This is a genomic window from Mucilaginibacter gossypii, assembly GCF_900100945.1.
GTDB classification, from domain to species: Bacteria; Bacteroidota; Bacteroidia; order Sphingobacteriales; family Sphingobacteriaceae; genus Mucilaginibacter; species Mucilaginibacter gossypii.
Window position 1 is genome coordinate 146,088 of record NZ_FNCG01000007.1, and the last position, 23,552, is coordinate 169,639.

Below are 23,552 nucleotides of genomic sequence, written 5' to 3' on the forward strand. Positions count from 1 at the left end.
GGACAAAAAAATAGCGGGATAATCTCCCGCTATAAAATAATAAACCGTTGTAAAATTTACACTGTTAGATGAGCCCTTAACATCCAGCCTATTTCTTCGTGCGTTTCTAAAAGCGCGGTTAGGTAATCGCTCGAGCCCATGTCCTGGTATTTTTCGGCAAAGAGGGTGATGTTGCCACGTAAAACATGACGATGCTTTCATGATCGGCCAACAACTCCTTAGTATAACCCTGGCTGTTATTACTGTTTTCAAGCTTTTCGGTTAAATGGCTAAGCTGCAAAAACTGCGTTAATGTGGCCGGAGCATAGTGGCCAATTTTGCGCATCCGCTCGGCAACGCCGTCAACTACCTCATCAAGCTGCTGATATTGCAATTCAAAAAATACGTGAACGGTGTGAAAGTCGGCACCCTCGATATTCCAATGTGCGTTTCTTGTTTAGTATACAGGATAAATTCGTCGGCCAATAGTTTTGCCAGTTCGTCGGATACAGCCTTTCTGCCAGCTTCATTAATTCCAATGTTTGTTTTCATGTTGATGCAATGGTTATTTTTTTGATGGTTAATTTTTATCGTCGGTAAAATTGTTGTACCAGTGCGTACCATCGCAAAACGGTTTGTTTTTTGAGCCTCCGCAACGGCACAGGGTATAATGCTCTTTTGAGGCGCCTTTCAAAAACTCAGCATCCAGTTTTATGCTGCCTTTTACGCGATACGGACCATTTTTTGAAACCGTAATAGTAGGTTCGTTAATTACAGGCAGGTTGAGCTTAGGATCAGCAAAACTGAAGCTCAATGCACCCGAAGGGCACCGTTTGGTTTGCTGACTAATTCTTTCTCCGCTGGCCGCAGTTTGATCAACAAATGGTTCTTTTCCAAGTCTGAAAACTTCGGGCAGCTCATCTGTACAAAAGCCCGAATGCTGGCAGATGCCGCGGTTATCGCATACCGTAAAATCAGTTGCGGGATATTTATCAAGCCTATCAGCAGTTCGTCCAGGTAGTTTACGGCTATCAAAACCTATGCGGGCATGGGTACCATCACAAAACGGTTTATTTGCCGAGCCACCGCAACGGCACAAAGCCATTTGAGGCTCGACAGGCAGCCGCTCACCTTTTGAATTAAGCAGATTGCTTACGCCTTTTACAAGGTACGGCCCGTTGGTAGATGCATTTATTTCAGGCTCAAGTTTTGCAGGATCGGCAAATTCAACCTTCGGAATAATTTTTTGTGCCTGCGCTGTTTTTTTTATAAAAAGCTCAGAAAGTGCCTGTAACGCGGCCGATGCTTCTTTAACCTCTGGTGGTGATTTTTTTTGCTCTGCTAACGCAGTGGCTTCTTTAGCGAGGTTAAAAAGCCTTTCGCAGAAAAATACCCATGCCGATTCCTTATGTGGTAGTAGCGTTATGTCCCGGTTATACCCAAATCCGGGGCCTGCCATTAACGCGGCATTTGCCGGATCGCCAAGCGGCATTTTGGCAAGCGCCTCACCCATTGGACGTATAACGGTAGTCATGATCCGCAATGTTGCAAGGGATAGCATTTCCAACTCTTCCTCGGTTTCATCGCTATGGGCGAAAAAGCGGAGTAACATTTGCAACATGGTATCATAACTCATGTTAAAGATATCAGCCGCACAATGCGTATCCTCATCCAGTATCAGCGTGCCGCCGGTTGCATCGTCATAAAACCGGGTCATGGGGTTGGCGGCCATTTTCCTTACCGGATCAAACACGGTTTTGGTATTCGCGGCCTTTTCCATTTCGCTGATGTATTGCTTCCTGATTGTATCAAAGATCTCAAAATGGCAGTCGGGATGCTGCTGTGTCGGCGCTTCTCCCTGCTCAACAATCATTTCAATAGCCTGCAAAGCCGATTTCCTGTTTATCACCGAGATCAGTTTTCCGCCAAGGTCAACATAGCGCGCGTTGGCCTGCGCTTCCTTTGGCCCAATAAACAGCACATCTTCCGGAATACATTTAAAACCCGATGCCACCTTGTGGTAAAACTCTCCCACAGTTGTAAAGTCAATTTCATAAGGCTCCTGAAATTTAAAAGCCTCGGAGCCAAAACGGGCTATTAATTCAGGTTCGGCCTCGAATTGCCGGGGTTTTAATTCAGCATACTCCAATTCCTGTTCCCTCACTACTTTATTTCGGAGTTCATCGTATTGTGCGTGTACAACCGGTTCCAGCACGCCTTCTTCGGGTAGCTCAAATATCACCAGGCGCTCAATTGTTGCAAGCGAAAAGGGTTCGAGCGTTAACTTTATGCCAAAGGGGAAAGCGGATACTGGCAAAGGGAAATTAGCCCTTTTAAAATTAGGTGCACCACCTATTGCGGTGAGCATGTTGTTAACCTGGGCAAGGTGCAGCATTTCTTCTACCGCTACCATGGCTAATTTTCGCTTCCAGGTTTTTACCATGGCAAGTTGCTCTCCGGTCATTCCCCCTTCATCAAGGTTCGATTTTAGGGAGTATGCCGCATAGAGGTACACACAGGCCAGGCCATGTTCCAGTTCGGATGCCCGCGAGAGTAAATAAATAAGTTCCTCCCTGCTTTCTACGTCTTTAACTGCCGATTCACGTTGAGTTGCGTTATTCATATTTTAGGATGTTTTAATGCACAAAATTATTGAGGGCTGACCTGCCTGAAGGGGACCAGATGGATACCCTACAGGTAATCCAGGTATCTGTACTATTAGCAACGGCGAATATTTTATCCGTCGTTGCAATTCAAAATCAAGAAGTTAACTTAGCCAGGATATCCACTGCTTTTGACATTTCCTCATCCGAAAGTGATGCAAAACCAAACCGGATCCCGTTATCATTTGGATTGCCGGCAAGCCTGAAAGACATGCCGATCATACACAGCCCTGCATGAGCGGCGTCACTAATTATTTTGTTTACAGGATATTGCTGCTTAAACCTAAGCCATACGGCCATCCCGCCAAGCGGCCGGGTAAACTCAACAGCATGCGATAATTTTTTGGTAAACAGATGACAAATAAATTCACAGCGCCGGGCGTATAATTTGTTCGACCGGTTAATATGCCGTACCAGGTCGCCATTGATAATCATTTGCGCCAGCATCAATTCAATAAAGGTATCCCCTCTTAAATCAATCAAACGCTTCAGATCCATCGCTTTTTTTACGATATCGGGCGCGGCTATCATATACCCCACTCTTATGGAAGGCGCAAGCAGCTTTGTAAATGATCCTATGTAAATTATTTTACCGCCATGAGGGCTGCTGGCCAACGGAAGGATGGGATTGTTTGTGTAATGAAAATCGTAACCATAATCATCCTCAATAACATAAAACCCATATTGTTCAATTAATTGAAGCAACTGCTGCCTCCTTCTGGCCGACATGGTTATGGTAGTAGGATGATGCAGGTGCGGAACAATATAAAGCATTTTTACCGGTGATTTCTTCAGGATTTGCTCCAGTTGACCCAGATCCGGCCCTTCTTCGTCAATCCCTATTTTTGAGATGCGGGCGCCGGTGTTTTCAATAATCTCATCAGCATACCGGTAATTGGGTTCCGATACTACAACATGATCCCCATTGGCAAGTAACACCGTAGCGGCTATATAAATGGCCATTTGCGCACCGCGGGTAATTACCAGATCATCCTTCCTGATATTTAAGCCCCTGGTTTCGTTTAAAAATAAAGCAGTTGCTTCTTTGAGCAACGGAAGGCCACCCTGATCCCTTAAACACATCAATTGTTTAATTCTCGAACTGGTGGCCTTGTCCCGGTAAATTTTACTGATTTCATCAAAAGGCGCAAGTTCCGGATCGGGATAACCATCATTAACAACAATATCTGAACTCTTGGTTACGCGGTGCTCTGGTTGTAACGCTGCTTGTAAGGCAAGGTTTCGTGAGGTGATGTTATCCGGAGATGAAAAAAAGTTTTGCGGTTGAAATGATCGTGGTTTAATTACCGGAAGCTCGGGAGCTACCCTGTAGCCCTTTCTATCTACCGGTTCTATCCAGTCTTCCGTAATCAGTTCTTCATAGGCATTTATAATTGTTTTACGATTAACAGTTATAAATTCGGCCATTTGCCGGGTGCCTGGGAAGAATGTACCGGGCGGAATTAAACCTTCCCTTATCAGGCTTATCAGGCGATTGGTAATTTGCCTGTAAACCGGGAGTTGGTTTTGCTTATCAATAACAATCAGGTTGTGGTAAGGAAGCATCTTATTTGTAATTAAATTGATTTGCCGCCCCGTTTAAAAAACTATTCAATTTTACAGGTACGGACCATTACCGTTTTGCAACCCGCATGCCTAATGTTAATTATTTAATTGTCAACTTCTTACAGAGTCAGCCAATATTAAACTACTCCATATTTGGTGCTCCCCTATTATCTTACACTATATAAAGCCGAAATTTTTCCATAGAAAAACGCCCGCCACTTTGATGATGACGAGCGCTCAAACCATAAAACAAAAAGATGAACTATGCCTTTTTAGGCTGGTTCATGTACCAATTTTCGAAGTTGATATTAAAGATCTTACCATCTTTGCCCGGTACCAGCGTATCGTCATTTAGTTCTACCCCATAATAACTTGCATGTACATCAGCAACCACTTTACGCGGATCACCGTTTTTGGTTAAATACATCTGAACAAGATCTGATAGGTTGAATTTATCCGGCCCTGCTATTTCCACAATTTTATTAAGAGGTTCCATCAATGCTACTTTAGCAACCGCGGTAGCTACATCAGCAGATGCAATTGGCTGAATATGTGCCGGCGACAGGCGAACAGTATTGCCTTCAGTTGCAGCGTTGGCAATTCCACTTAAAAACTCAAAAAACTGAGTTGAGTGGATAATTGAATAGGGAACACCAGAAGCTTTGATCAAATCTTCCTGAGTTTGTTTAGCGCGGAAGTATCCGCTATCCTGTAAGCGATCTGTCCCTACAACTGATAAAGCCACGTGGTGCTTCACACCTGCTGCAATTTCGGCAGTAAGCAGGTTTTTGCCCGATGTTTTGAAAAACTCCATTACAGCGGCATCTTCAAATGAAGGGGAGTTTGCAACATCTATTACAACTTCAGCACCATTCAAGGCGCCGGCAACACCTTCACCGGTTATTGTATTTACGCCTGTTGCCGGCGAAGCTGCTATAACTTCATGACCTTGCTCTGTAAGTTTATTTACAACCTGCGAACCTATCAGCCCGCTGCCACCTATTACTACTATTTTCATAATTTGTATTTTTTTATGGCCATTACCGGCCGTTTTGTAATTTCTGTTATTTATTGATTATGCAGAAAATGATCCTCAAAAACCTTTTCATCAAAGCCAAACAAAAGAAAGCTCCCATCTTCAACAACCGGGCGTTTGATAATACCTGGTTCTTCAACCAACAGCGCAAGCGCATTTTCGCTGTTTTTTATCGACTCCCTGACTTCAACCGATAATTTTTTCCAGGTAAGGCTCTTTTTGTTGAGGAAGGTGGCGTAACCGGATCTTGCTTCCCATGCATTGAGTTTATCCGGCGAAATGCCTTGCGTTTTAAAGTTTTGAAATTCAAAACCTACATGATGAGCTTTTAGCCAGGCTAAAGCCTGCCGGGTACGCTTGCAGGTGGTCAAACCGTAAACTTTCATAATGTTTGCTAATGTTTGATGTGGTTAATCGGTGTTTACTTTGCTGCGGTTATGAACGGTAACTCTTTAGGGCCGATGAAGTAAACCAGCAGCTTGGCCTCCTCGGTTTTGCTCATATTTTTGCTTTCGGCATGCAAACCATTAGGATCTTCCCAAAATGCTTCGCCTTGTTTGTAAATGTGGGTTTTGCCGTTAAAAGTTGAAGATATATTTCCTTGCAATACATAGGCGATAGTAGGGATCGGGTGTCTGTGTGCTCCGGATACTTCGCCGGGCGCGAATTTCACAATCACCATTTTAACTTCCTGACTTTTAATTTGGGGCGTGGTAATGATCCTCTTAAAAATAACCTCAGGTTCGTACTGTGTAACATTCACGTTTGCACACTTGGGGTCTTTTTTTGCCTGGGCACTAACGCCTAAAGCTGCGCAGAATGCCAATAAGGTTAAACTTATTTTTTTCATAATAGAATAATTATACTCAAACCCGTTATTGAGTTTGTAAGGCAAAATTATACCATGAATGAGGGCTTAAACTGGTCCAGAGATCAACCCTGTGAGGGTCCAGGAGGGAATACGTGGCAAAGCGGTTTATGGTAATTAAACTACATTGCCGGATATGGTAGCAGAGGTATTTTCAATTTTAAACTGTATGGTTACAACTACTCCCTGGCTGCTTTTTATCTCAAAGCTGCCACCCAATTGTTTACTAAGGGCCTTCATCATCTCCATACCCAATGAGGAAGTTTCGGCCAATTTAAAGTCAGGAGGCAGGCCTTTGCCGTTGTCTGTAACGCTTAGTGTAATCATATCCGGCAATGATAACCGCGCTTTAATAAAGATCTCGCCGCCCATCTCATCAAATCCGTATTTGATACTATTGGTAATAGCTTCGTTTAATATCAGGCCCATAGGTACCGCCTGCGCAATATCCAGGTTTACGGTATCAAGCTCTTCCCTGAATTTAATTCTTCGCCGGTTACAATCGTAGCAGGTGTTGAGGTAGCGGGTCAGATCATTAATATAATCGGCCATTACAATAGTGGCCACATTACTTTTGCTGTAAAGTTTTTGATGGATGATAGAAATGGCCTGCACCCGGTTCCGGCTATCCTGAATCGCCTCAATGGCATCGGTATTTTGCAAATAGGCCGATTGGGTGTACAGCAGGCTCATCACTATTTGCAGGTTATTTTTAACGCGGTGGTGCACTTCACGTAGCAGCCATTCTTTTTCGGTAAGCAAATCTTCCTGCTGTTTCAATAACGTGTCCTTATCAATAAGCAGTATCTCCTTTTCTGCAAGCAGGTCTGATAGTTTATGATTTTGGTTGTCAATCTCTTGCTGTTTAATTTGCAGGCGCACATTACTGCGTTGCTTGGCGCGATAGGCAATATATATTATAACGGCAAACACCACTGAAATAAGCACCCCGGCAAGCGTGATATTTTTTTGCCGGTTAGCCTTTTCCAGTTTATCTTTTTGTACTTGGGCATTGCTATTAAGCACTTGGATGGTTTTGTCTTTTTTAATCGAATTATAATTGGCCTCTAATTCGTTAATTTGTTTAGCGGTGGCAGCATTAGTAAGCGAATCCTTCATGCGCCTCATATACTGAAACTCCTTTAGCGCGATATCGAACTTCCCACCTGCCGAATCAACTTTATACTTATATCCGGAAATAATTATACGGGAAGGAGCTGACAATCTTTTTAAAGGCAGGCTCTGAATAAACTTTAATTCTTCCGAGAGATTACCCCATTCTTGGGTTTGAATATAGTGCTGGGGGAGGCCATCGTAATTCTTAACAAACTGGTCTACCAAATAAAATGAAGGATTGTCATTAAGGGTATGATAAAGCTTATTAAACACTTTCTTAAATGTTGGCACAAATTTACCTGCCTCTGCGTTCCTGTTAAGGAAATTATACAATTGCATTTTTCGTGCAACATACATGCTTTGCTCTTCAATAGTTTGTGTAGGAAACTTCGTTGGAGTATTGTTGAGATAAGCGAGCGCAGTTTTATACCGCTTTATAGCAATACTGGAAGCAATCGCGCCATCAACGGCATCATAATAATATTTTTGATCTTTTATTTTGAACGCTAATTCGGCGGCTTTAATATAATGTGATAATGCACTACTGTCCTTGTTGTTTTCCCTGTACGATGAGGCCAACGCGATATGGAAAAAAGATGCGTCATAGTCACTCCTGTGTACATCCGCGTCACAACTATTCATGCACTCAATTCGGGAAAGCAATTCTTTTTGAGGCTGGTCTTTACGTGAATACACTTCGGCCAAAAGGTAGTAGCCGTAATAGATCCTCGGAAACTTTATAGCTTTATATTGTTGTATTACGCTTAACAATTCTTTTTCAGCCTTATCAAACCGTCCCTCGTTAAGGTCAGCATCCGCAATTTTGCCAAGCGCGTCGGCTATCTTGAGCCGGTCTGTTCCTTTTTTATAAAGCACGTAAGCTTTATCATAACATTTTGCGCGGATGGCAAGCGTGCGTTTATCATCATAACTTAAATTATTTCCATATAGTGTCCAGTATTCAGCCTCTTTTGAGTAATTATCGGTTTTATTGTAGTAGCTGGTTATTTGGTTAAATAACGAGTCGGCATTTTTAAAATCTTCCTGAAGAATAAACACAAGCGCTTTTTCAGATAACGCCCGTTGTAAAAAATCGGTCGATCCGATTGCCTGGCTCAACGTTATTGCAGAGTTAAAATAGGAACGAGCAGTATCAAGGTTTTTTCGGTCGCCAACAGGCTTCTCTTTAAAATATCGTCCTAATTTAATAAGCGCCACTACTCTATTGGTATCCTGTTGGGTTTTGTTGAGTTCGGTTGTTAACGTTTTAAAATCCTGGGCATAAGCTGATAACGACAAACAGCAAAGTAAAAACAGAATGAAACAATGTCGTACCAGTGAACGCTTCATGAAAATTGACTATAATAACTAAGATGTAGCAAGACCTAAGCAAATGCTTAGCACTAAAAATAGCTATTTTTCATGACCCGCGGCAGATAATACCAAAACTTACGTTTATGGTTTCTGCGGAACATAATCCTGCTTAACAATATTGAGTTTTTTCATTTTAGCGTGAAGCGTGGTTGAAGGGACATCCAGCCATTCGGCCGCACCACCCTCGCCGGCAATTTTACCATTGCATTTTTTTAATACCGCTATGATATGGAATCTTTCAACATCAATAAGTGTTTTGTTCTTGAAAATTCCCTGGTCACTTAAGTTTTTGCTTGTGTTATTCGGCAAGAAAACCTCTCGTAATACACTATCGTCAGCTAACAGGATACTTCTTTCAATCAGGTGTTCCAGTTGCCTTACGTTTCCGGGCCAGGAATAGCTTTTGAGTTGCTGCAGTACTTTGTTGGATATAAAACTGATTTTTTTACCGGTTATTTTGCAATAACGGAGCAGAAAAAAGTTTGCCAGTTCGGCAATGTCATCCTGCCTTTCTCTCAATGGCGGCAAGCATACAGGGAAAACATTAAGGCGATAGTACAGATCTGCCCTGAAACGATGCGTATCAACCTCCACCTCCAAATCGCGATTGGTAGCTGCAATGATCCGGATATCCACCTTTACAGTCGTTTTTCCACCTACCCTTTCAAACTCCCGCTCCTGGATGGCGCGCAATAATTTCACCTGTAACTCCAGCGGGAGTTCACCTATCTCATCGAGAAAAATCGTGCCGCCGTTGGCCATTTCAAATTTACCAATTCTACGGTCCATAGCTCCTGTAAATGCACCTCTTTCGTGTCCAAAAAGCTCACTCTCTACCAGATTTGCTGGTAGCGCCGCGCAGTTTACGGTTACCATTGGCTTATTTTTTCTGGATGAGGCCTGGTGAATCCCCCTTGCAATAACTTCCTTCCCCGTTCCTGTTTCGCCAAGCAGCAAAACTGTTGAATTACTTGGCGCAACCATATCCATCAGCCTATACACTTTTTGCATCTCGGCACAGTTGCCAATAATGCCGGGATATTGATTGCTGAAAACAGCGCTCCGCACCGGGCGATTTATACCCGTACTTACGGCCGAATCAATCAGTATACCTTGAGGTAGGTCAAAATGTAAAGTCAGGTTTTTCATTTCGGCTTCCGGGTTGGATGTTATTCTTTCTGTAATCATTTTGATTTTGTTTAGGGAGATTTCATTGCAACCGCTTCGAATTTTATGCCACAGCCATAACAATGAAAAAAAGAACATTTTAGCCCGTTAGGCGACGATATATCGGCGCTTTCGTTTATTTGTGAATTTTATTTCGTCTGTTTACATCGCGAGTATCGGGCGCTTATTGTAGCCGCTGCTTATAAAATTCGGCGAAGATTTTCAAATACCTTAATTTTCAGGATACATTTGGCATATTATTAAAATAGGCGGAAATTGTGTAAGGTTATTTTGCGTACGGCACACATATTGGATTGGATATTTCATAACACAAACACCATTTAACTAAATTTTCCTGGCCAAACGAGTTTCGTTGAGGCTAATGGCGTTCTGAAATAGCTTTATTTGCATAATATATAGATGAAGAAAATATTGATAGTAGAAGACGAATCACTTGTAGGCCATCATTTAAAACTGATTTTAACATCTGCCGGATATAAAGTTACCGGCATATCAGAATCAGTTAATGAGGCGTTAACTTCTATCGACGAACAAAAGCCCGACCTGGTGTTACTTGACATTCACCTTAAAGGGGTTTCAAACGGCATTGATCTTGCCAGGAAACTTACTGAACGGAATATGGCCTTTGTGTATCTCACTGCAAACTTTCAGGGTGCCTTACTGGAAGAAGCTAAATCAACAATGCCGTTCGGTTTTATAGTTAAGCCATTCCGCGAGGACGATTTACTCACTACGCTTGATGTTGCGTTTTACCGGCATCAAAACAGCCTCGAATCCAGCAGGCAGCAGGAAATGGAGCTAAATCAAAAGCTAAAAGAAATCCGTAATTACGATGGAGATAGGGTACAAAAACTATTGCGGGTTGCCGATAAAATACAAGCGTATGTACCATTTGATTACCTTAATTTTATACTCAAAAACGCAAACAGCACAACGGTAACCAGCATTGGTTTTTTAAGGATAGGTTTTGATGAATACCAGGTACTTGGAGAACAGGAATTACTGAATGTAACCGGCATCGATCATATCTCATTAAAAAACATCTATTCATCTTTACCTACTCTAAACAGGGCAAAGTATTTTAATGACGAGGAGTTTGATCACCTTTGTAATCAAAATTCATTGAGCAAAATAATTGCCGACACCTATGATTTTGAATCGGCATTATTTTTTCCGGTTTTACAAGACAACTCAGTATTGATAAGGTATGAATTTTATAGCCGAAAGGGCAACACCTATGGCCAGCAACATGTGGCCTTATTAAGCCGTCTGCTTAACGTTTTGGGTAGCATACTTGAGAATGACAGGCAAAAGATCATTACCGATCATCAGCCTTCAGTTCTCTCTACCGAACCGTTATTGCCCAAAGAGCGCATCCGAGATTTTGACGGCATTGTTGGGCAAAGCCGCCCCATGCTAACTGTACTTGATCATATCGACACGATTTCGCCGCTGGACACTTCTGTACTTATCCTTGGCGAAAGCGGCACGGGCAAAGAACGGGTGGCTAAGAGCATCCATGCGCTATCAGGTAGATCAGGCAAGCCGCTGGTGGTTGTCAATTGTGCCTCTCTCCCGGCTAACCTTATCGAAAGCGAGCTTTTTGGGCATGAAAAAGGTGCCTTCACAGGCGCCCTTGAAAAACGGACCGGTAAATTTGAAATGGCCAGCGGTGGCACCATTTTCCTTGATGAGATTGGCGAACTTCCGATAGACCTGCAGGTGAAGCTGCTTCGCGTATTACAGGAACAGGAAATTGAACGTTTGGGCGGCAGGGGCCCAATAAAAATAGATGTGAGGATCATAGCCGCCACCAACCGCGACCTGGAAAAAGAAATGGAAGAAGGGCGGTTTAGACTGGACTTATATTATCGCCTCTTTGTATTCCCTATCATTATCCCTTCTTTACGGGAAAGAATTGACGACATACCTGCACTCACCAATCATTTCATCTCATACTTTTCAAAAAAATATAAAAAACAAATTAGCGGTATATCTCCCGAAGCAATAGCCCAAATGCTTGATTATGCATGGCCTGGAAATGTGAGGGAACTGGAACATCTTATTGAACGAACTATACTGTTATCAAAAACTTCCATTATAGAACAGGTTTTACTGCCCAAACACCCAAGCGATAAAACAAGTTCTGAACCTCAGGCAGGCGCGAGAATGAAAACGATTGACGAAAATGAAAGGGACTATATCATCAATGTACTTAAAAACTGCAATGGCAGGATAAGGGGTGCCGGCGGCGCCGCGGCCGTAATGGGACTACCTCCTACCACCCTACATTCGAAAATGAAAAGATTGGGTATCAAATAACCAAAAACTCAATACAATACCTCACGAGCGATTATAATTTGAGCTTACCCGGATACCTATGCCGGCTACATATCGGACGCGAGCTTAAAACCCGTCCGATATATCGCCCGTTTCCATCTCCAGGCAAATACAAACAACTGATTTTCAAAACTATAATCAGCTGGCACGATCTTTCGTTTCCATTACTTGATCTTAAGCTATGAGAAACCGAAAGGGGCAACCGTAATTAGCAATGCCCTGACAGTGTCTCGCATTTTGAATTGCGATGATCACAAACGAGGTAATTAAACCATATATCACAACGATGAAAAAGCTTGCCATTTGCATTTTTTTGATAAGCTATGCCTTCATCGCGGGCGCTCAAAATTTAGCTGGGCTGCTTCAAAAGCTTCAAAACACAGGAAATGAAACCAACAGGATCAATGCGTTAGCCCGGCATTATTTGTACAAACGAGGTCAGGCACATGGCAACCCGGATAGCGCTGCATATTATATAACCAAGGCTGAAATACTCAGTAATGCTATTCATAATACAGCCTACCTGGATAGCGTGGTTTTTATTAAAGGGGAACTCGCCATAGTCAGGGGCGATTTTACCCTGGCAACTCAAATTTTTACGGAAGCGGCTAATCATTATCAAACGCTCCGTCAACCTTTAAAAGAAGCCAATACGTGGCATTATTATGCTAACCGTATACCGGAATCAGATAAGGCTCAGGTTGATAATAAACTAAAGATCCATAACAAGGCCTACGGAATTTATTTAAAAAACGGATTCAAATTGCAGGCGGCTGATGAACAATTTCGAATTGCTTTTACCTATCAAAATGCAGGTCAGTTTGATAAGGCCGAAAAATGGTTTATAGCTGTTATTAAGCAGTATCAGGTTTTAAAAAGCCCCGAAATTGCATTGGTGTACTATAGGCTGGCAGATAACTATTATCGCAAGGGTGATATGCCAAAGGAATTACTTGCCCGGATCAATTGTGTAAACGCTTATGAAGCCAGCCCTAAACGCGATCTTTATTGGGGGCAATACTATTATATTACATTGGGGGTTGCCTATTATAACAAACGCCAGTTTGAGCAGGCACTGATCTATCACCAAAAAGGCGTTGAAATTGCCGCTAAACTGAATGATCAGGAAATGTATAATATTGGCGTTCATGAAATACTTACCTGTTATATTAATTTAAAAAAATACGCAGCGGCATTGGCATATCTTAAAAAAACAATCCAAAGGTATCCTAAAAAAACAGACGTTCAGGAAGGTATGTATGTCTCGGCCGAGCTGAAATTGTATAACCATATGAACAACAGCAGGGCTGCCGAAAAAATGATTCCTAAGTTTAAAGAGGTATTTCAGAAAGTTAAAAAAAGCGTCGCTGGGGAAACGAAAGCAAATTATTACGCAATGGATAATTTCATTGCAGCGTATGACCCCTTGCCTAAGCACTACCTGCTTACCAAACAATGGGCAAAGCTGGCTGATGAACTAAAGATGCTGGAAGCGCTGCCTGCTGATAAAATGTCGGTACTATCAAAAATGACGATTTATCAGCACCGGTTCAAGGTCGACTCGGCAAATGGCGATTTTTTGTCGGCTTTGAGAAGCTTTCAGCGGATAAAAGTTATCAAAGACTCGCTTACAAATGTTGCAACCAGCAAACAAATAAGTGAGCTTGAAACCAAATATCTTTCGGCACAAAAAGACAAAAAGATCCAGGATTTAAATAATCAATCAACAATTCAAAAAAACAACCTCGATAAAGTTCATCAGCAAAGAAATATCACCTTAGCTGGTGTATTGATAGGTTTTGTATTGGCAGGAATATTATATTTTGCTTACCGAAGCAAGCAGCGTAGCAACTTTAAGCTAAAGGTTAAACAGGAAGAGATTAATATACAGAACAGTTCACTCTTTTCCCTGCTGAACGAAAAGGAAAAACTACTTCAGGATAAGGATAATTTGTTAGGCAGCCAACAGGATCTGCTCATTGAAAAAGAATGGCTATTGCGGGAAGTACATCACCGGGTTAAGAACAATTTGCAGATAGTGATGAGTTTGTTATACACACAATCTGCGTATTTGCAGAATACCGACGCCAGGGACGCGATAAGAGATAGCCAAAACCGGGTGCAGGCCATTTCTATTATACACCAAAAACTATACAGTAAAAGCAATGTGGCTACTATTGTAATAGCCGACTATATAACCGATTTAATTAGATATCTCTACACTTGCTATGATTGCGGGAATCGCAAAATCAGGTTTAAAGAAAACCTTGATCAGGTGAATCTTGATATATCGCAGGCAGTACCTATGGGCCTGATATTGAACGAAGCTATCACCAATAGCATCAAATATGCATTTGACAAATCCGGAGGTGAGATACTTATTAATGCTAAGCTGTCGGCACCGGAAACCATTGAATTGCTTATTCGTGACAACGGCAAAGGGCTTCCTTCAAATTTTGACTTGACAGAAACATCATCCTTAGGAATGGAGATGATGAAAGCACTTAGCAAACAACTAGGCGGAACCTTTGAGATTAAAAACGAGCCAGGGGTAAACGTACTTGTAATATTTAAAGTTGAAAATCAAGTAAGAGCTGAAGCATGACACTATATTCAAAAAACTGCTAAATTTCATTTATCTCAATTTCAAAGTTTTTTTAATAATTGCTTAATGTATTAATTGCGCTGTTTAACACAGATTAATATACTTTGGGAAATAATCAATATTTAAATATCAAACCTAACTGATAGATCGTGTTATTATATACCTGGTTAGGCGACGCAAACAGCAAACCTCCTTCATCAAAAGGCCTTTTATCCTGATCGCAGTTATTACTGTTCCTGAAGCCGCGATCATGCGCGGAAGGCCGTTATCGTTGTATTACCTGCCGCCCAATCTGTGAAGCCGCTGTATGAAAATTTCTTAATAATCAAATAATTTACTTATAAATAGGAATTACAGAAAACTATGCCGACCTTTGGACCGTATGGTTTGAGGATCTGATCCCGGTCATTTTGCGAAGATGAGCTTTAGCATCGTTCTTCCGCGTGACTTTATCGCTTTCAGCTTTTTGAGCTTAACACCATATTGAAAGCGTTCCTATGAAAAAAATCTTATTGTTGGACGACAACCTGGATATTGTCCAGATCGTAGCAGAAGTGTTGACCTATGAAGGCTACCAGGTGCAGAGTGTTAGCACCTGTACCGGCTTTTTATCGGTCATTGCGGGCTTTGAGCCTGACCTGATCTTACTGGACTATCGTTTACGGGATGGTAACGGAGGCGAACTCTGCCGGCAGATCAAAAACCACACGCAGTTCAGCTATATTCCCGTTGTCCTGTTCACCGCCTATGCCCAGCGCGATTTCGGGTTCGAAAATTTTGGCTTCGACGGTTTTATCGCCAAACCGTTTGACCTGGACGAGCTCATCGAAACCGTTCAGGGACTGCTGTATAGCGATAGCCATGGCTTTGACCTGGCAGATCACTGAGCCATGCACTCCAGCCTGCTGATATCAAAACCGAGGCTGATCGCCTTTAGGAGGAAGCGCTGTTTTATTTCCTCCGGTATAGCGCTCCCGCGGGAGCTTAACCAGAGGTAACGCATGATGCTGCCCGATGCCAGCGCGTTTCGGCAATCCCCGTCAATATCCAAAACGTTGTAATCCGGCAGATAGGCGGGAAATAGGGGACCCTTGGTTCGCTACGGGTTTCCCGGCCTGTAAAGGTCATGGTGCCCGTAGCTTCAACCGTTTTGTTTTTGACCGGGTCAAAGGTGCGGGTCATTACTTTGATCGTGATCGTGTATTCTTCCACACGACCTGTAACCAGCGACGGTTTAATCCGTCGTTTTTTTCATGCAGGTGATTTGTCTATAGCGACAATTTATTCTGAACAGCTTTCATTCAGGCGGCGTATCGCCTGACCTGGTCGACCAGGTTGCCTATCTCAAAAGGTTTCGGCAAGTAATCATCCGCGCCACAGTTTTTTTCATGCCGGGTATGATAGCCGTGCGAAGCGGAGACAATGATAACCGGCAGATTTCGCGTAGCTGTCCTGCGTTTCAGTTCGCCGCAGATATCTCTGCCGTCCGAATCACCGAGCATTACGTCGAGCAGTAAAAGGTCAGGATGGATGCGCTCCACCGTTTCTACAACGTCACGCCCCTTGTCCAGCTCAAATATCTCGTAACCCTCTTCCCTTAAAATAAATGCCATAATTTCCCGGATGTCCTGATCATCATCCACAATTAGAATCCTTTTCACACTATCCATTTCACAATCCGTACTGGAACTATCTAACGTGTGCATAAATGACTTTATTACGGTGGAAAAATATTACTTCAATAATATAATAAACTGAATTGCAAGCAAATTGTTTTACTTTTTCCCATCACGAAAATACCGCGCAGCTGGATGATGCGCTCGGTTTGCTTCCGCGAGATCGAATTGTTAAAAATGTTCAGCACCGCTGCCGGTGAGTAAATAATGGCTTTCTGGTTTTCCAAGAACGGTAAAAATAACCAAAATAATTCGCGGGAAGTACCCTCGAGAGCCCGCGCTGAACGCTGTATCTTTCTTTCTGAAAAGGGTGCCGCTGACATCGCTACTTCGGCCCTGCCCGCCGGTCAGGTTCACTATTGTTCACCAAATCGACACGCCGCGCAGTAAGACCCCTCCTTCCGGTTACCCGGCGCGCAAGCCCGATTGGCACATACCGCCACCGGTCAATTTACCCGCACAACCGCAAGGCGGGGACTGGCTTTTTGCAAGGAAATAACATTGTTTTTTGCTTCGGTAACATCGGCATTCCAAACCATTTTTTATTTTTTAACCGAAAAGGGCTTGAATCCGGATTTACCGGAATAAGCTTCGACAAATATGCCTGGTCCACGAGACCGGTATTTTTGGGCCGGGAAGAATTGGCCTTCGGCGACAAAAGCCGGCACGGCAGTCATAGCTTGATTTACCTTGGCCGAGGTGTAAACGGTATCTGGACGTTCGGTATGAATTACAGTCTTGGTGCTGTCGGTGGCTGCTACGCCTTATCCGTTTACGGCAAACGATTCAAAAGCCGCGGAGATGCGCCGATTGATGCAATTGTGGAATTAAAAAACATGTTGATTAAAAAGATTGGAAGCACCGATGCCGTCAGCGATAAGGAAGCGGTGATATTGGCAACCGTGCGGGCATTGAAAAAGCACAGCTTCAGCTGGTACAATTAAGCCTGTTCTAAGGCTTTTCGTTTTTTCCAGGCTGAAAGAATGACTGTTGAGTTTTGATTGTGTCAACACAGGCACAGCCGGCGGTTTGTTAAATCGTGCTGGAAGCGTAATTATAGGACGCTGAAATAGACTATTTGTTGACCCTGGTGTATGTATAGAAGAAGGAACATAGCTGCTTTTTGCAGGACAAAATACTTGTATGGATCCAGACGCAACCTAACTGTCCGTTAAATAATATAGCTGATCTTAATGGTAGGTGGACGCTACTCAAGCGTATTGTTGTCGAAAACAGCAGTAAAAATTCGAATGCAATTGCAACAAATTCGAAAGTGTTCCTTTCGCCTTTGACGTTTATTTGTGCCGGGCATTAACTGGTGATCCTCAATGGTGATCTGATCGCCTTAGCCCATTTAACGCTATTAAAAAGACTCACTACCATGAAAAAAATTATTAAAACATTAGTTTATGCACTTGCAGGATGCACAATCCTTTCATTAAGCAATTGCCAGAAAAAAAATATCAACCCAAAGCCCGTTTCTCCGGTTGACAGTAACCACGTTCAGGTCATGTACCCGCTCAGTCAGTCGAAGAACGATGGGACTAATACTTATGTTTATAAGTATGCATATGATAAGGATAACAACCTGGTAAAATATGCGCGGACCGATAATGTGGTGACCTGCAATGTTGGCACAAGTCAGGTTGACCTAAATGTTAACGAGTATAATTCATTTAAGGAGCTGGTTCATGTAAGCACTACAAGTTTTCTTTATAATCTGGTCGGATTGCCCGATAAGCCTGTTAATATTTATAAAACCGCACCAACTCAGGTTACTTACACCTATATTGACAAGGATGTCGCGAGCGGGGTTTCGAAAACCAAGCCCGGTGGCCTATGGCAATTTGAAAACAATAAAGACGGCTTGCCGTTGAAGTCGATTACTGCGGATGGGGGGGGCTTCAACTATAATTACAGGTACGACAATAAGGGCAACCTGGCAACGGCCGAATTTGTACGCCTGTCGGGTGTCCGGGTTGGTGAAATGTACCAGCGTGTAACTTTTACGGGGTTCGACGATAAGCCTTCACCTTTTTCGGCGATCAGGTACTATTGGGTAGCGTCCTATCCCCAGGGGTATACTCCTGAATTTGCGTTGGCTTATTGTAAAAACAACCCTAAACAGATCGTTACAGAAATATATGACCAGCTTAAAAACGCCCTTGTTAAATATCAGCAGGATGATCTGACCTACGTTTATAACGATAAAGGCTATCCCACGCAGATCACGATAAATACCAGTTATTTTACCGGGTTAAATACCCATTACGTCACAACCTATAACTATTCGTATCAATAACATCGACAACTATTTGAATGATGATCACAGCAAAAGTATTAAGCGCTCCAAACGCAGACGGCGGTGCCACGCCCGGAGCTTCTGGTAGACCTCACCTAAATGCTATCCAAAAAGTAAGCTTAACTTACCTCTTTTCGGTACCTTTTTTAACCTTTCTATTAGGTTTCGGTGTAGGCCATGTAAAATGGCAATGGTATGTGCCGGCCTGGCTGATCAATATCCTGATAATGGCGCTGGCCATGCGTCAACTGCTTAGATCCCATCCTTCTGGTAGCCGGTTAGCTATTGTTACCGCGCTATTGCTCATCTGTCCCTGGATCATTTTCCCTCTTTTTGCCGGAATGGGGAGACCGCCGCAAACCATTCAGGGCTGGCTGGACCTGGAGGGAGAGCAGCATACCAGGTTTAACCTGCTGATCCTGGGCGGGATACTGGCCTACCTCGGCACCGCAGCGCTTTATCAATTACTGCAACATAAGGAAAAAATTTTTGCAGCACTGGGCCTCGCTTTAATGACATTGGCGATACCTCTTTTTTTGATCAATATGGCCTATTGGGGGAGTTTTCTTTCCGCGTCTTTTCAAAGTTTCAAAACTTCAAACCGGCCTGACTGGTATCTTGCTTTTCGCGAACTATTCTTCGTGATCAGCACAGCGGAGGTTTCGCTGATTTATCTGGCGACTGCCATGTTTGCAATGGCCTTGGGCAGGACGGGGTACCTTAAGCTTCGGGCCGTACGTGCTCATGTGATCATCAGCCTCTGTGCAGGCCTGCTCAATTTAGTACCCCCTTCCGCGCCGGATTTTTTTTCCACGATGAGCTATCTGGTTTCCATACCGGCTATCCCTTTTATCATGTTTTATTTCATGGGAATTAAACTGCTGCATACCCGTCCGGAGTGTCCCTGAGCCGCTTCTTTGGCAATTACTTCAAAAATCATAAATTTACCTATGCCCGGATTACGGTTTTATGTTCTGTTGACCTGTCTGTTCCTGCTTAATGCGGGCCATCCGCAGGGTATGAACCGGCTTCCTGTACTGCTCACCGACAGTTTAAAAGCCCATAAGGAAGGCTTTGCACTCCATACTTTTTCCTGGCGCTTCCACACGATGGATGGAAGAGACTATAGCGACCCTGCTATCCCGGACAGCACATGGGCGGTTACAACAACAGCCTTTGGCCGCACCGGGCAACCCAATGGCTGGCATGGAAGCGGCTGGTTCAGGTTATGGTTAAAAGCAGATGACAACCTGATCGATAAGGTGCTGGCATTCCGGATCAGCCAAACCGGGGCCGCAGAGATCTATCTGGATGGGAAAAAGATCGGCGAAGCCGGTAAAATCGGCAAAACAAAAAGGGAAACTCATTCTGCCCGTGCCCCTTTCAGCGTATATCCCTTTATCCTATCGGATCATCGGCAGCACCTGCTCGCGGTCAGATATGTTAATGAGCAGCCGCCGTTCCCGGAATATATCGCATTCCGGCTATGGGCAGGTACCTATGAGCAATTGGCCAGCCGGGCACTTGATAGCTTGAAGATGAACAGCTTTTTACTGGCCAGCATTGGCGCGCAACTGGCGTTCGTATTGCTGCACCTGGCGCTATTTGCCTTTTATCCAAAACAGCGGCTGAATCTTTATTACAGCCTTTTTCTATTTGCTACTTCAGCGGTGCTTTACCTTCGCTATCTAACCGTTGGTACGAGCGATCCCTACCTGCAGCGGATAACCGCCGATCTTTTTGAAACAGGGATCATTGTGGCCGCCTTCCTTGCCGGAATTCTTTTATATGGCGTGAGTGATGATCACCTGCCACGCAAGCGTATACTCATTAGTGCCGTGTTAGGTTCGTTAACCTTACTGGATTATTTCCTGCAGTATCGTAATGCTTCCGGAGCGACTATCTTTTGGCTGGAGATCTTTTACTTCCTGCTGGTAATGGCTGATGGTTTATTTGCGCTGGTGAGGGCAATACTCCGCCGAAAGCCGAGGATCTGGCTCATCGGCGCGGGCATGCTCATCTTAACCCTGTTTTATCTGGTGGTGGGCAGCGACATTTTTGGGCTGATGAATGGTAATGATGAGTTAATTGGTAAATGGATGAGCATCGGGCTGCTGGCCATCCCATTAAGCTTTTCGGTGTACCTTGCGCTTAATTTTTCCGATGTTAATCGCAGCCTGAGCGCACGGCTAAAAGAAGTACAGGAACTTTCTGAATTAAGCCTGGCGCAGGAAACGGAAAAGAACAGAATATTGGCCGGACAGGCTGATCAACTGGAAAAAACGGTAGCGGCACGTACGCTGGAGGTGCGCAGCCAGGCTCAAAAATTACGGGAAATGGATGCACTCAAATCCCGGTTCATTGTTAACCTGACCCACGAATTCCGCACGCCTTTATCATTGATCATTGGACCGGCCGGCCTGATAGCGGAAAACGCCGGCACCGACGCTGAACGAAAACAGGGTAGGCTCATCAAAGAGAATGCGCAGCAATTGTTGCTCCTGATCAACCAATTGCTTGATCTAAGCAAACTGGAAGAGGGCAAAATGGAAATCGTAAATGCCGAGGCCGATATCCTGGGAATAGCTACAGCAGTATTGCTTCCGTTTAGCAACGCCGCTATGCAGAAGCAGCTTACGCTTGCACTCAAAAGCCGGTTTAGCAAGTTAAGGGGAGTGGTTGATGAGGGGAAGTTAACCATGATACTGAGGAATGTGTTATCAAACGCTATAAAGTTCAGTTTGCCCGGCGGTGAAATCCTTGTAACGGTTGATTTGGAAAAAGCTCAGCAACCTACTGCGTTGGTCTTTACGGTCGCTGATCAGGGCATGGGTATTTCGGCAGCTAAATTACCATACGTTTTTGATCGGTTTTATCAGGCAGATGCCTCCGATACCCGCTCAAATGAAGGCAGCGGCATTGGCTTGGCGCTTGCCAGGGAATTAGTTGAGTTAATGAACGGTACGATCGCTATCGCCAGTACGGAAAATGTTGGTACGGTGGTCCGCATAAGACTGCCGGTGAACATGACACTGGCCAACATCGGCGACGGAGATTTGTCACTGCAAGCCGAAAAGGGCGCTATACAAACGGAGGAGAAAGATGATCTTACCAACGATGGCCCCTTACTGCTCATTATTGAAGATCATGATCAGCTTAGGGCATTTATAAGCGAAACGCTAAACGTAAAGTTCAGAACATTAACTGCGCGAAATGGCGAGGAAGGGATACAGCTGGCCAAAAAGTATATTCCTGATCTTGTCATCACCGACCTGATGATGCCGGGAATGGACGGCTATGAGGTTTGCGGTAAATTGAAAACGCAGGAACTAACCAGTCATATACCGGTAATGATGGTCACTGCCAAAAATGCATTGGAAAGCCGTAACAAAGGATGGAGCGCAGGTGCAGATGCCTACTTGTCAAAACCTTTTGAACCGGCGGAACTACTTGCGCTGGCAGACGGCCTCATCGGGAACAGGCTGTTGTTACAGGAGCGTTACCGGCGTGAGGAGGCCTGGAAGCCTGCTGCCAGTGCTTTGCCGCCCCAGGAACTGCGCTTCTTAGAGAAAGTACGTAACCTTATACATTCGAATTTAGCTAACGAGTTATTCGGGGTGGATCAGTTATGCGATAGCATTGGACTAAGCAAGGCACAACTGCACCGCAAACTCAAAAATACACTAGGTCATTCACCCGGAGACCTGATCCGCATGATACGCCTCCAGCAAGCACTGCAACTATTGAAATCAGGAGAACTCACCGTGGCAGAGATTGCCTATAGCGTCGGTTTTGGCAGTCCGGCCAGTTTCTCCACCAGTTTTTCCAACTATTTCGGTTATGCGCCAAGAGATGTAAAAAATGATCATTGATGTGGTATAATCAATATTCAGCAGGCAGACGCGTTGGGATCGGCCGAAACCAGCTCCTTGCCCTGGAACCGGTACAGGTTGCTGCCGCCCAAGTTATGATGACTTCCCATACCGCTTACCGAAGATTAGCGGTAAATTGAAAAAAACCATTCTGATCGCCCCCAGCCGGCCAATTTCATTTACATCCTTAACTATTTGGTTCTAATAGCTAAAAGTGGTCAAAACCAAATTGGCCGGCTGGGGTCAATATACAGTGGTTCATCCATTTAGCATCAATAGTAATGGTTCACCTATTGGTAAAGTATAGCAGCGTTTGGGCTATGCCTGCGCAGGTACTAACCGCTGATTATCAATGATTTGATAGGTCAACAAACTGCATTGTCCGCCGTTTTCCGTTTGTAATTTAGTTGAATCAAGCCTGTTTCAAATGTCTTCGATTTCACAAATTCAAGCAGCTGTTCTGGTCTTCCGTCTTTAAAGAGCCTTGTTCCTGTACCTAATAAAACAGGTATGACCGAAATTATAAACTCATCTATTAAATCGTTTTTCAATAGTTCGGTTATTACTTCTGCACCACCATCACAATAAATATTTTTACCGGTTTCTGATTTTAATTGCTGCACTAGTTTGGTTAAGTTTCCTGTGTAGAATGTTGTTTTGCCAACATTTGGTCTTTCTGTTCTTGTGATAACATACACATTTCGTTCTCCATTATCGTAGTGAGAAGCACCAATCTCCTTAACAACATAATCGTAGGTTTTTCTGCCAATAATTAACGTATCAATGGTTTCCGTAAATTCTTTATAGCCGTAATCTTCGCCCTCTTTTTCTACTAACTTCAGAAAACCAAGGTCGTCATTGGGTTTGGCAATATAGCCGTCTAAGCTTGCCGCTATGAATAGTGATATTTTTCGCATTTCTCTTAAATTTTTAAGGTTGCTGTAAAATTAATCACAGCGAGCAGTCT

The 23,552-nt window shown here is 43.7% G+C and carries 20 protein-coding genes; 7 read left to right on the top strand and 13 right to left on the bottom strand.

Going from position 1 to position 23,552, the window contains the following annotated elements; all coding sequences use genetic code 11:
• Window positions 1–118: 118 nt before the first annotated feature.
• From BLS28_RS31350 to BLS28_RS15150, 9 genes are all read right to left on the bottom strand, one after another.
• Window positions 119–373, bottom strand: a complete 255-nt coding sequence (locus BLS28_RS31350; protein ID WP_256337443.1) for a ferritin family protein — start codon at window positions 371–373, stop codon at window positions 119–121.
• Complete coding sequence (locus tag BLS28_RS31355; protein WP_256337444.1) at window positions 346–531, bottom strand: hypothetical protein; 186 nt, start codon at window positions 529–531, stop codon at window positions 346–348. The genes BLS28_RS31350 and BLS28_RS31355 overlap by 28 nt, the downstream gene beginning before the upstream one ends.
• Before the next feature lie 28 nt (window positions 532–559).
• Window positions 560–2,602, bottom strand: a complete 2,043-nt coding sequence (locus BLS28_RS15120; protein WP_091168728.1) for a ferritin-like domain-containing protein — start codon at window positions 2,600–2,602, stop codon at window positions 560–562.
• 136 nt (window positions 2,603–2,738) lie between these two features.
• A complete protein-coding gene (locus BLS28_RS15125; RefSeq protein ID WP_091168731.1) occupies window positions 2,739–4,208 on the bottom strand; it encodes an aminotransferase-like domain-containing protein in 1,470 nt (489 codons plus the stop codon).
• 262 nt (window positions 4,209–4,470) lie between these two features.
• A complete protein-coding gene (locus BLS28_RS15130) occupies window positions 4,471–5,226 on the bottom strand; it encodes an SDR family oxidoreductase (RefSeq protein WP_091168734.1) in 756 nt (251 codons plus the stop codon).
• Between the two features lie 50 nt (window positions 5,227–5,276).
• The gene (locus tag BLS28_RS15135) at window positions 5,277–5,630 is read right to left on the bottom strand and encodes an ArsC/Spx/MgsR family protein (RefSeq protein ID WP_091168738.1); all 354 of its coding nucleotides are present in this window, start codon (window positions 5,628–5,630) and stop codon (window positions 5,277–5,279) included.
• A gap of 35 nt (window positions 5,631–5,665) precedes the next feature.
• Complete coding sequence (locus tag BLS28_RS15140; protein WP_091168741.1) at window positions 5,666–6,094, bottom strand: cupin domain-containing protein; 429 nt, start codon at window positions 6,092–6,094, stop codon at window positions 5,666–5,668.
• Window positions 6,095–6,229: 135 nt separating this feature from the next.
• Window positions 6,230–8,527: a tetratricopeptide repeat-containing sensor histidine kinase gene (locus BLS28_RS15145; RefSeq protein ID WP_176844476.1), complete on the bottom strand. Its 2,298-nt coding sequence runs from the start codon at window positions 8,525–8,527 to the stop codon at window positions 6,230–6,232.
• 156 nt (window positions 8,528–8,683) lie between these two features.
• On the bottom strand, window positions 8,684–9,790 hold the full coding sequence (locus tag BLS28_RS15150; protein ID WP_256337445.1) for a sigma-54 interaction domain-containing protein: 1,107 nt from the start codon (window positions 9,788–9,790) through the stop codon (window positions 8,684–8,686).
• A gap of 399 nt (window positions 9,791–10,189) precedes the next feature.
• Here BLS28_RS15150 and BLS28_RS15155 point away from each other — a divergent pair, with 399 nt between their 5' ends.
• From BLS28_RS15155 to BLS28_RS15165, 3 genes are all read left to right on the top strand, one after another.
• The gene (locus BLS28_RS15155) at window positions 10,190–12,112 is read left to right on the top strand and encodes a sigma 54-interacting transcriptional regulator (RefSeq protein WP_091168750.1); all 1,923 of its coding nucleotides are present in this window, start codon (window positions 10,190–10,192) and stop codon (window positions 12,110–12,112) included.
• 304 nt (window positions 12,113–12,416) lie between these two features.
• Window positions 12,417–14,735 carry a histidine kinase dimerization/phosphoacceptor domain -containing protein gene (locus BLS28_RS15160; RefSeq protein WP_176844477.1) on the top strand — a complete coding sequence of 773 codons (2,319 nt, stop codon included), beginning with the start codon at window positions 12,417–12,419 and terminating at the stop codon, window positions 14,733–14,735.
• Window positions 14,736–15,232: 497 nt separating this feature from the next.
• Entirely contained in the window at window positions 15,233–15,622 is a 390-nt protein-coding gene (locus tag BLS28_RS15165; protein WP_091168756.1) for a response regulator, read from the top strand.
• Here BLS28_RS15165 and BLS28_RS31585 read toward each other — a convergent pair.
• The 3 genes from BLS28_RS31585 to BLS28_RS15175 form a co-directional block, all read right to left on the bottom strand.
• Window positions 15,616–15,786: a lipocalin family protein gene (locus BLS28_RS31585; protein WP_176844478.1), complete on the bottom strand. Its 171-nt coding sequence runs from the start codon at window positions 15,784–15,786 to the stop codon at window positions 15,616–15,618. The genes BLS28_RS15165 and BLS28_RS31585 overlap by 7 nt on opposite strands.
• Complete coding sequence (locus BLS28_RS30550) at window positions 15,720–15,947, bottom strand: lipocalin/fatty-acid binding family protein (protein ID WP_143020775.1); 228 nt, start codon at window positions 15,945–15,947, stop codon at window positions 15,720–15,722. The genes BLS28_RS31585 and BLS28_RS30550 overlap by 67 nt, the downstream gene beginning before the upstream one ends.
• A gap of 89 nt (window positions 15,948–16,036) precedes the next feature.
• Window positions 16,037–16,396: a response regulator gene (locus BLS28_RS15175; RefSeq protein ID WP_176844479.1), complete on the bottom strand. Its 360-nt coding sequence runs from the start codon at window positions 16,394–16,396 to the stop codon at window positions 16,037–16,039.
• A gap of 374 nt (window positions 16,397–16,770) precedes the next feature.
• On the opposite strand from BLS28_RS15175, the gene BLS28_RS15180 reads away from it, so the two are divergent.
• The 4 genes from BLS28_RS15180 to BLS28_RS15195 all read left to right on the top strand — a co-directional run bounded on the left by BLS28_RS15180 (window position 16,771) and on the right by BLS28_RS15195 (window position 22,585).
• On the top strand, window positions 16,771–17,355 hold the full coding sequence (locus BLS28_RS15180; protein WP_143020776.1) for a hypothetical protein: 585 nt from the start codon (window positions 16,771–16,773) through the stop codon (window positions 17,353–17,355).
• A 437-nt stretch (window positions 17,356–17,792) separates the two neighbouring features.
• A complete protein-coding gene (locus tag BLS28_RS15185) occupies window positions 17,793–18,713 on the top strand; it encodes a hypothetical protein (RefSeq protein WP_091168767.1) in 921 nt (306 codons plus the stop codon).
• A gap of 17 nt (window positions 18,714–18,730) precedes the next feature.
• A complete protein-coding gene (locus tag BLS28_RS15190) occupies window positions 18,731–19,621 on the top strand; it encodes a hypothetical protein (RefSeq protein WP_143020777.1) in 891 nt (296 codons plus the stop codon).
• Between the two features lie 42 nt (window positions 19,622–19,663).
• Complete coding sequence (locus BLS28_RS15195) at window positions 19,664–22,585, top strand: ATP-binding protein (protein WP_091168773.1); 2,922 nt, start codon at window positions 19,664–19,666, stop codon at window positions 22,583–22,585.
• Between the two features lie 365 nt (window positions 22,586–22,950).
• Here BLS28_RS15195 and BLS28_RS15200 read toward each other — a convergent pair whose 3' ends face one another.
• A complete protein-coding gene (locus tag BLS28_RS15200) occupies window positions 22,951–23,502 on the bottom strand; it encodes a dihydrofolate reductase family protein (RefSeq protein ID WP_091168775.1) in 552 nt (183 codons plus the stop codon).
• Window positions 23,503–23,552 lie beyond the last annotated feature (50 nt).

Bases quoted from the DNA above. Each gene is read 5' to 3' on its own strand.
- BLS28_RS15130 (WP_091168734.1), bottom strand. From the start codon at position 5,226: ATGAAAATAGTAGTAATAGGTGGCAGCGGGCTGATAGGTTCGCAGGTT.
- BLS28_RS15120 (WP_091168728.1), bottom strand. From the start codon at position 2,602: ATGAATAACGCAACTCAACGTGAATCGGCAGTTAAAGACGTAGAAAGC.
- BLS28_RS15125 (WP_091168731.1), bottom strand. From the start codon at position 4,208: ATGCTTCCTTACCACAACCTGATTGTTATTGATAAGCAAAACCAACTC.
- BLS28_RS31355 (WP_256337444.1), bottom strand. From the start codon at position 531: ATGAAAACAAACATTGGAATTAATGAAGCTGGCAGAAAGGCTGTATCC.
- BLS28_RS15195 (WP_091168773.1), top strand. From the start codon at position 19,664: ATGCCCGGATTACGGTTTTATGTTCTGTTGACCTGTCTGTTCCTGCTT.
- BLS28_RS15135 (WP_091168738.1), bottom strand. From the start codon at position 5,630: ATGAAAGTTTACGGTTTGACCACCTGCAAGCGTACCCGGCAGGCTTTA.
- BLS28_RS15185 (WP_091168767.1), top strand. From the start codon at position 17,793: ATGAAAAAAATTATTAAAACATTAGTTTATGCACTTGCAGGATGCACA.
- BLS28_RS15190 (WP_143020777.1), top strand. From the start codon at position 18,731: ATGATGATCACAGCAAAAGTATTAAGCGCTCCAAACGCAGACGGCGGT.
- BLS28_RS15140 (WP_091168741.1), bottom strand. From the start codon at position 6,094: ATGAAAAAAATAAGTTTAACCTTATTGGCATTCTGCGCAGCTTTAGGC.
- BLS28_RS15150 (WP_256337445.1), bottom strand. From the start codon at position 9,790: ATGATTACAGAAAGAATAACATCCAACCCGGAAGCCGAAATGAAAAAC.
- BLS28_RS15165 (WP_091168756.1), top strand. From the start codon at position 15,233: ATGAAAAAAATCTTATTGTTGGACGACAACCTGGATATTGTCCAGATC.
- BLS28_RS15200 (WP_091168775.1), bottom strand. From the start codon at position 23,502: ATGCGAAAAATATCACTATTCATAGCGGCAAGCTTAGACGGCTATATT.
- BLS28_RS15160 (WP_176844477.1), top strand. From the start codon at position 12,417: ATGAAAAAGCTTGCCATTTGCATTTTTTTGATAAGCTATGCCTTCATC.
- BLS28_RS15155 (WP_091168750.1), top strand. From the start codon at position 10,190: ATGAAGAAAATATTGATAGTAGAAGACGAATCACTTGTAGGCCATCAT.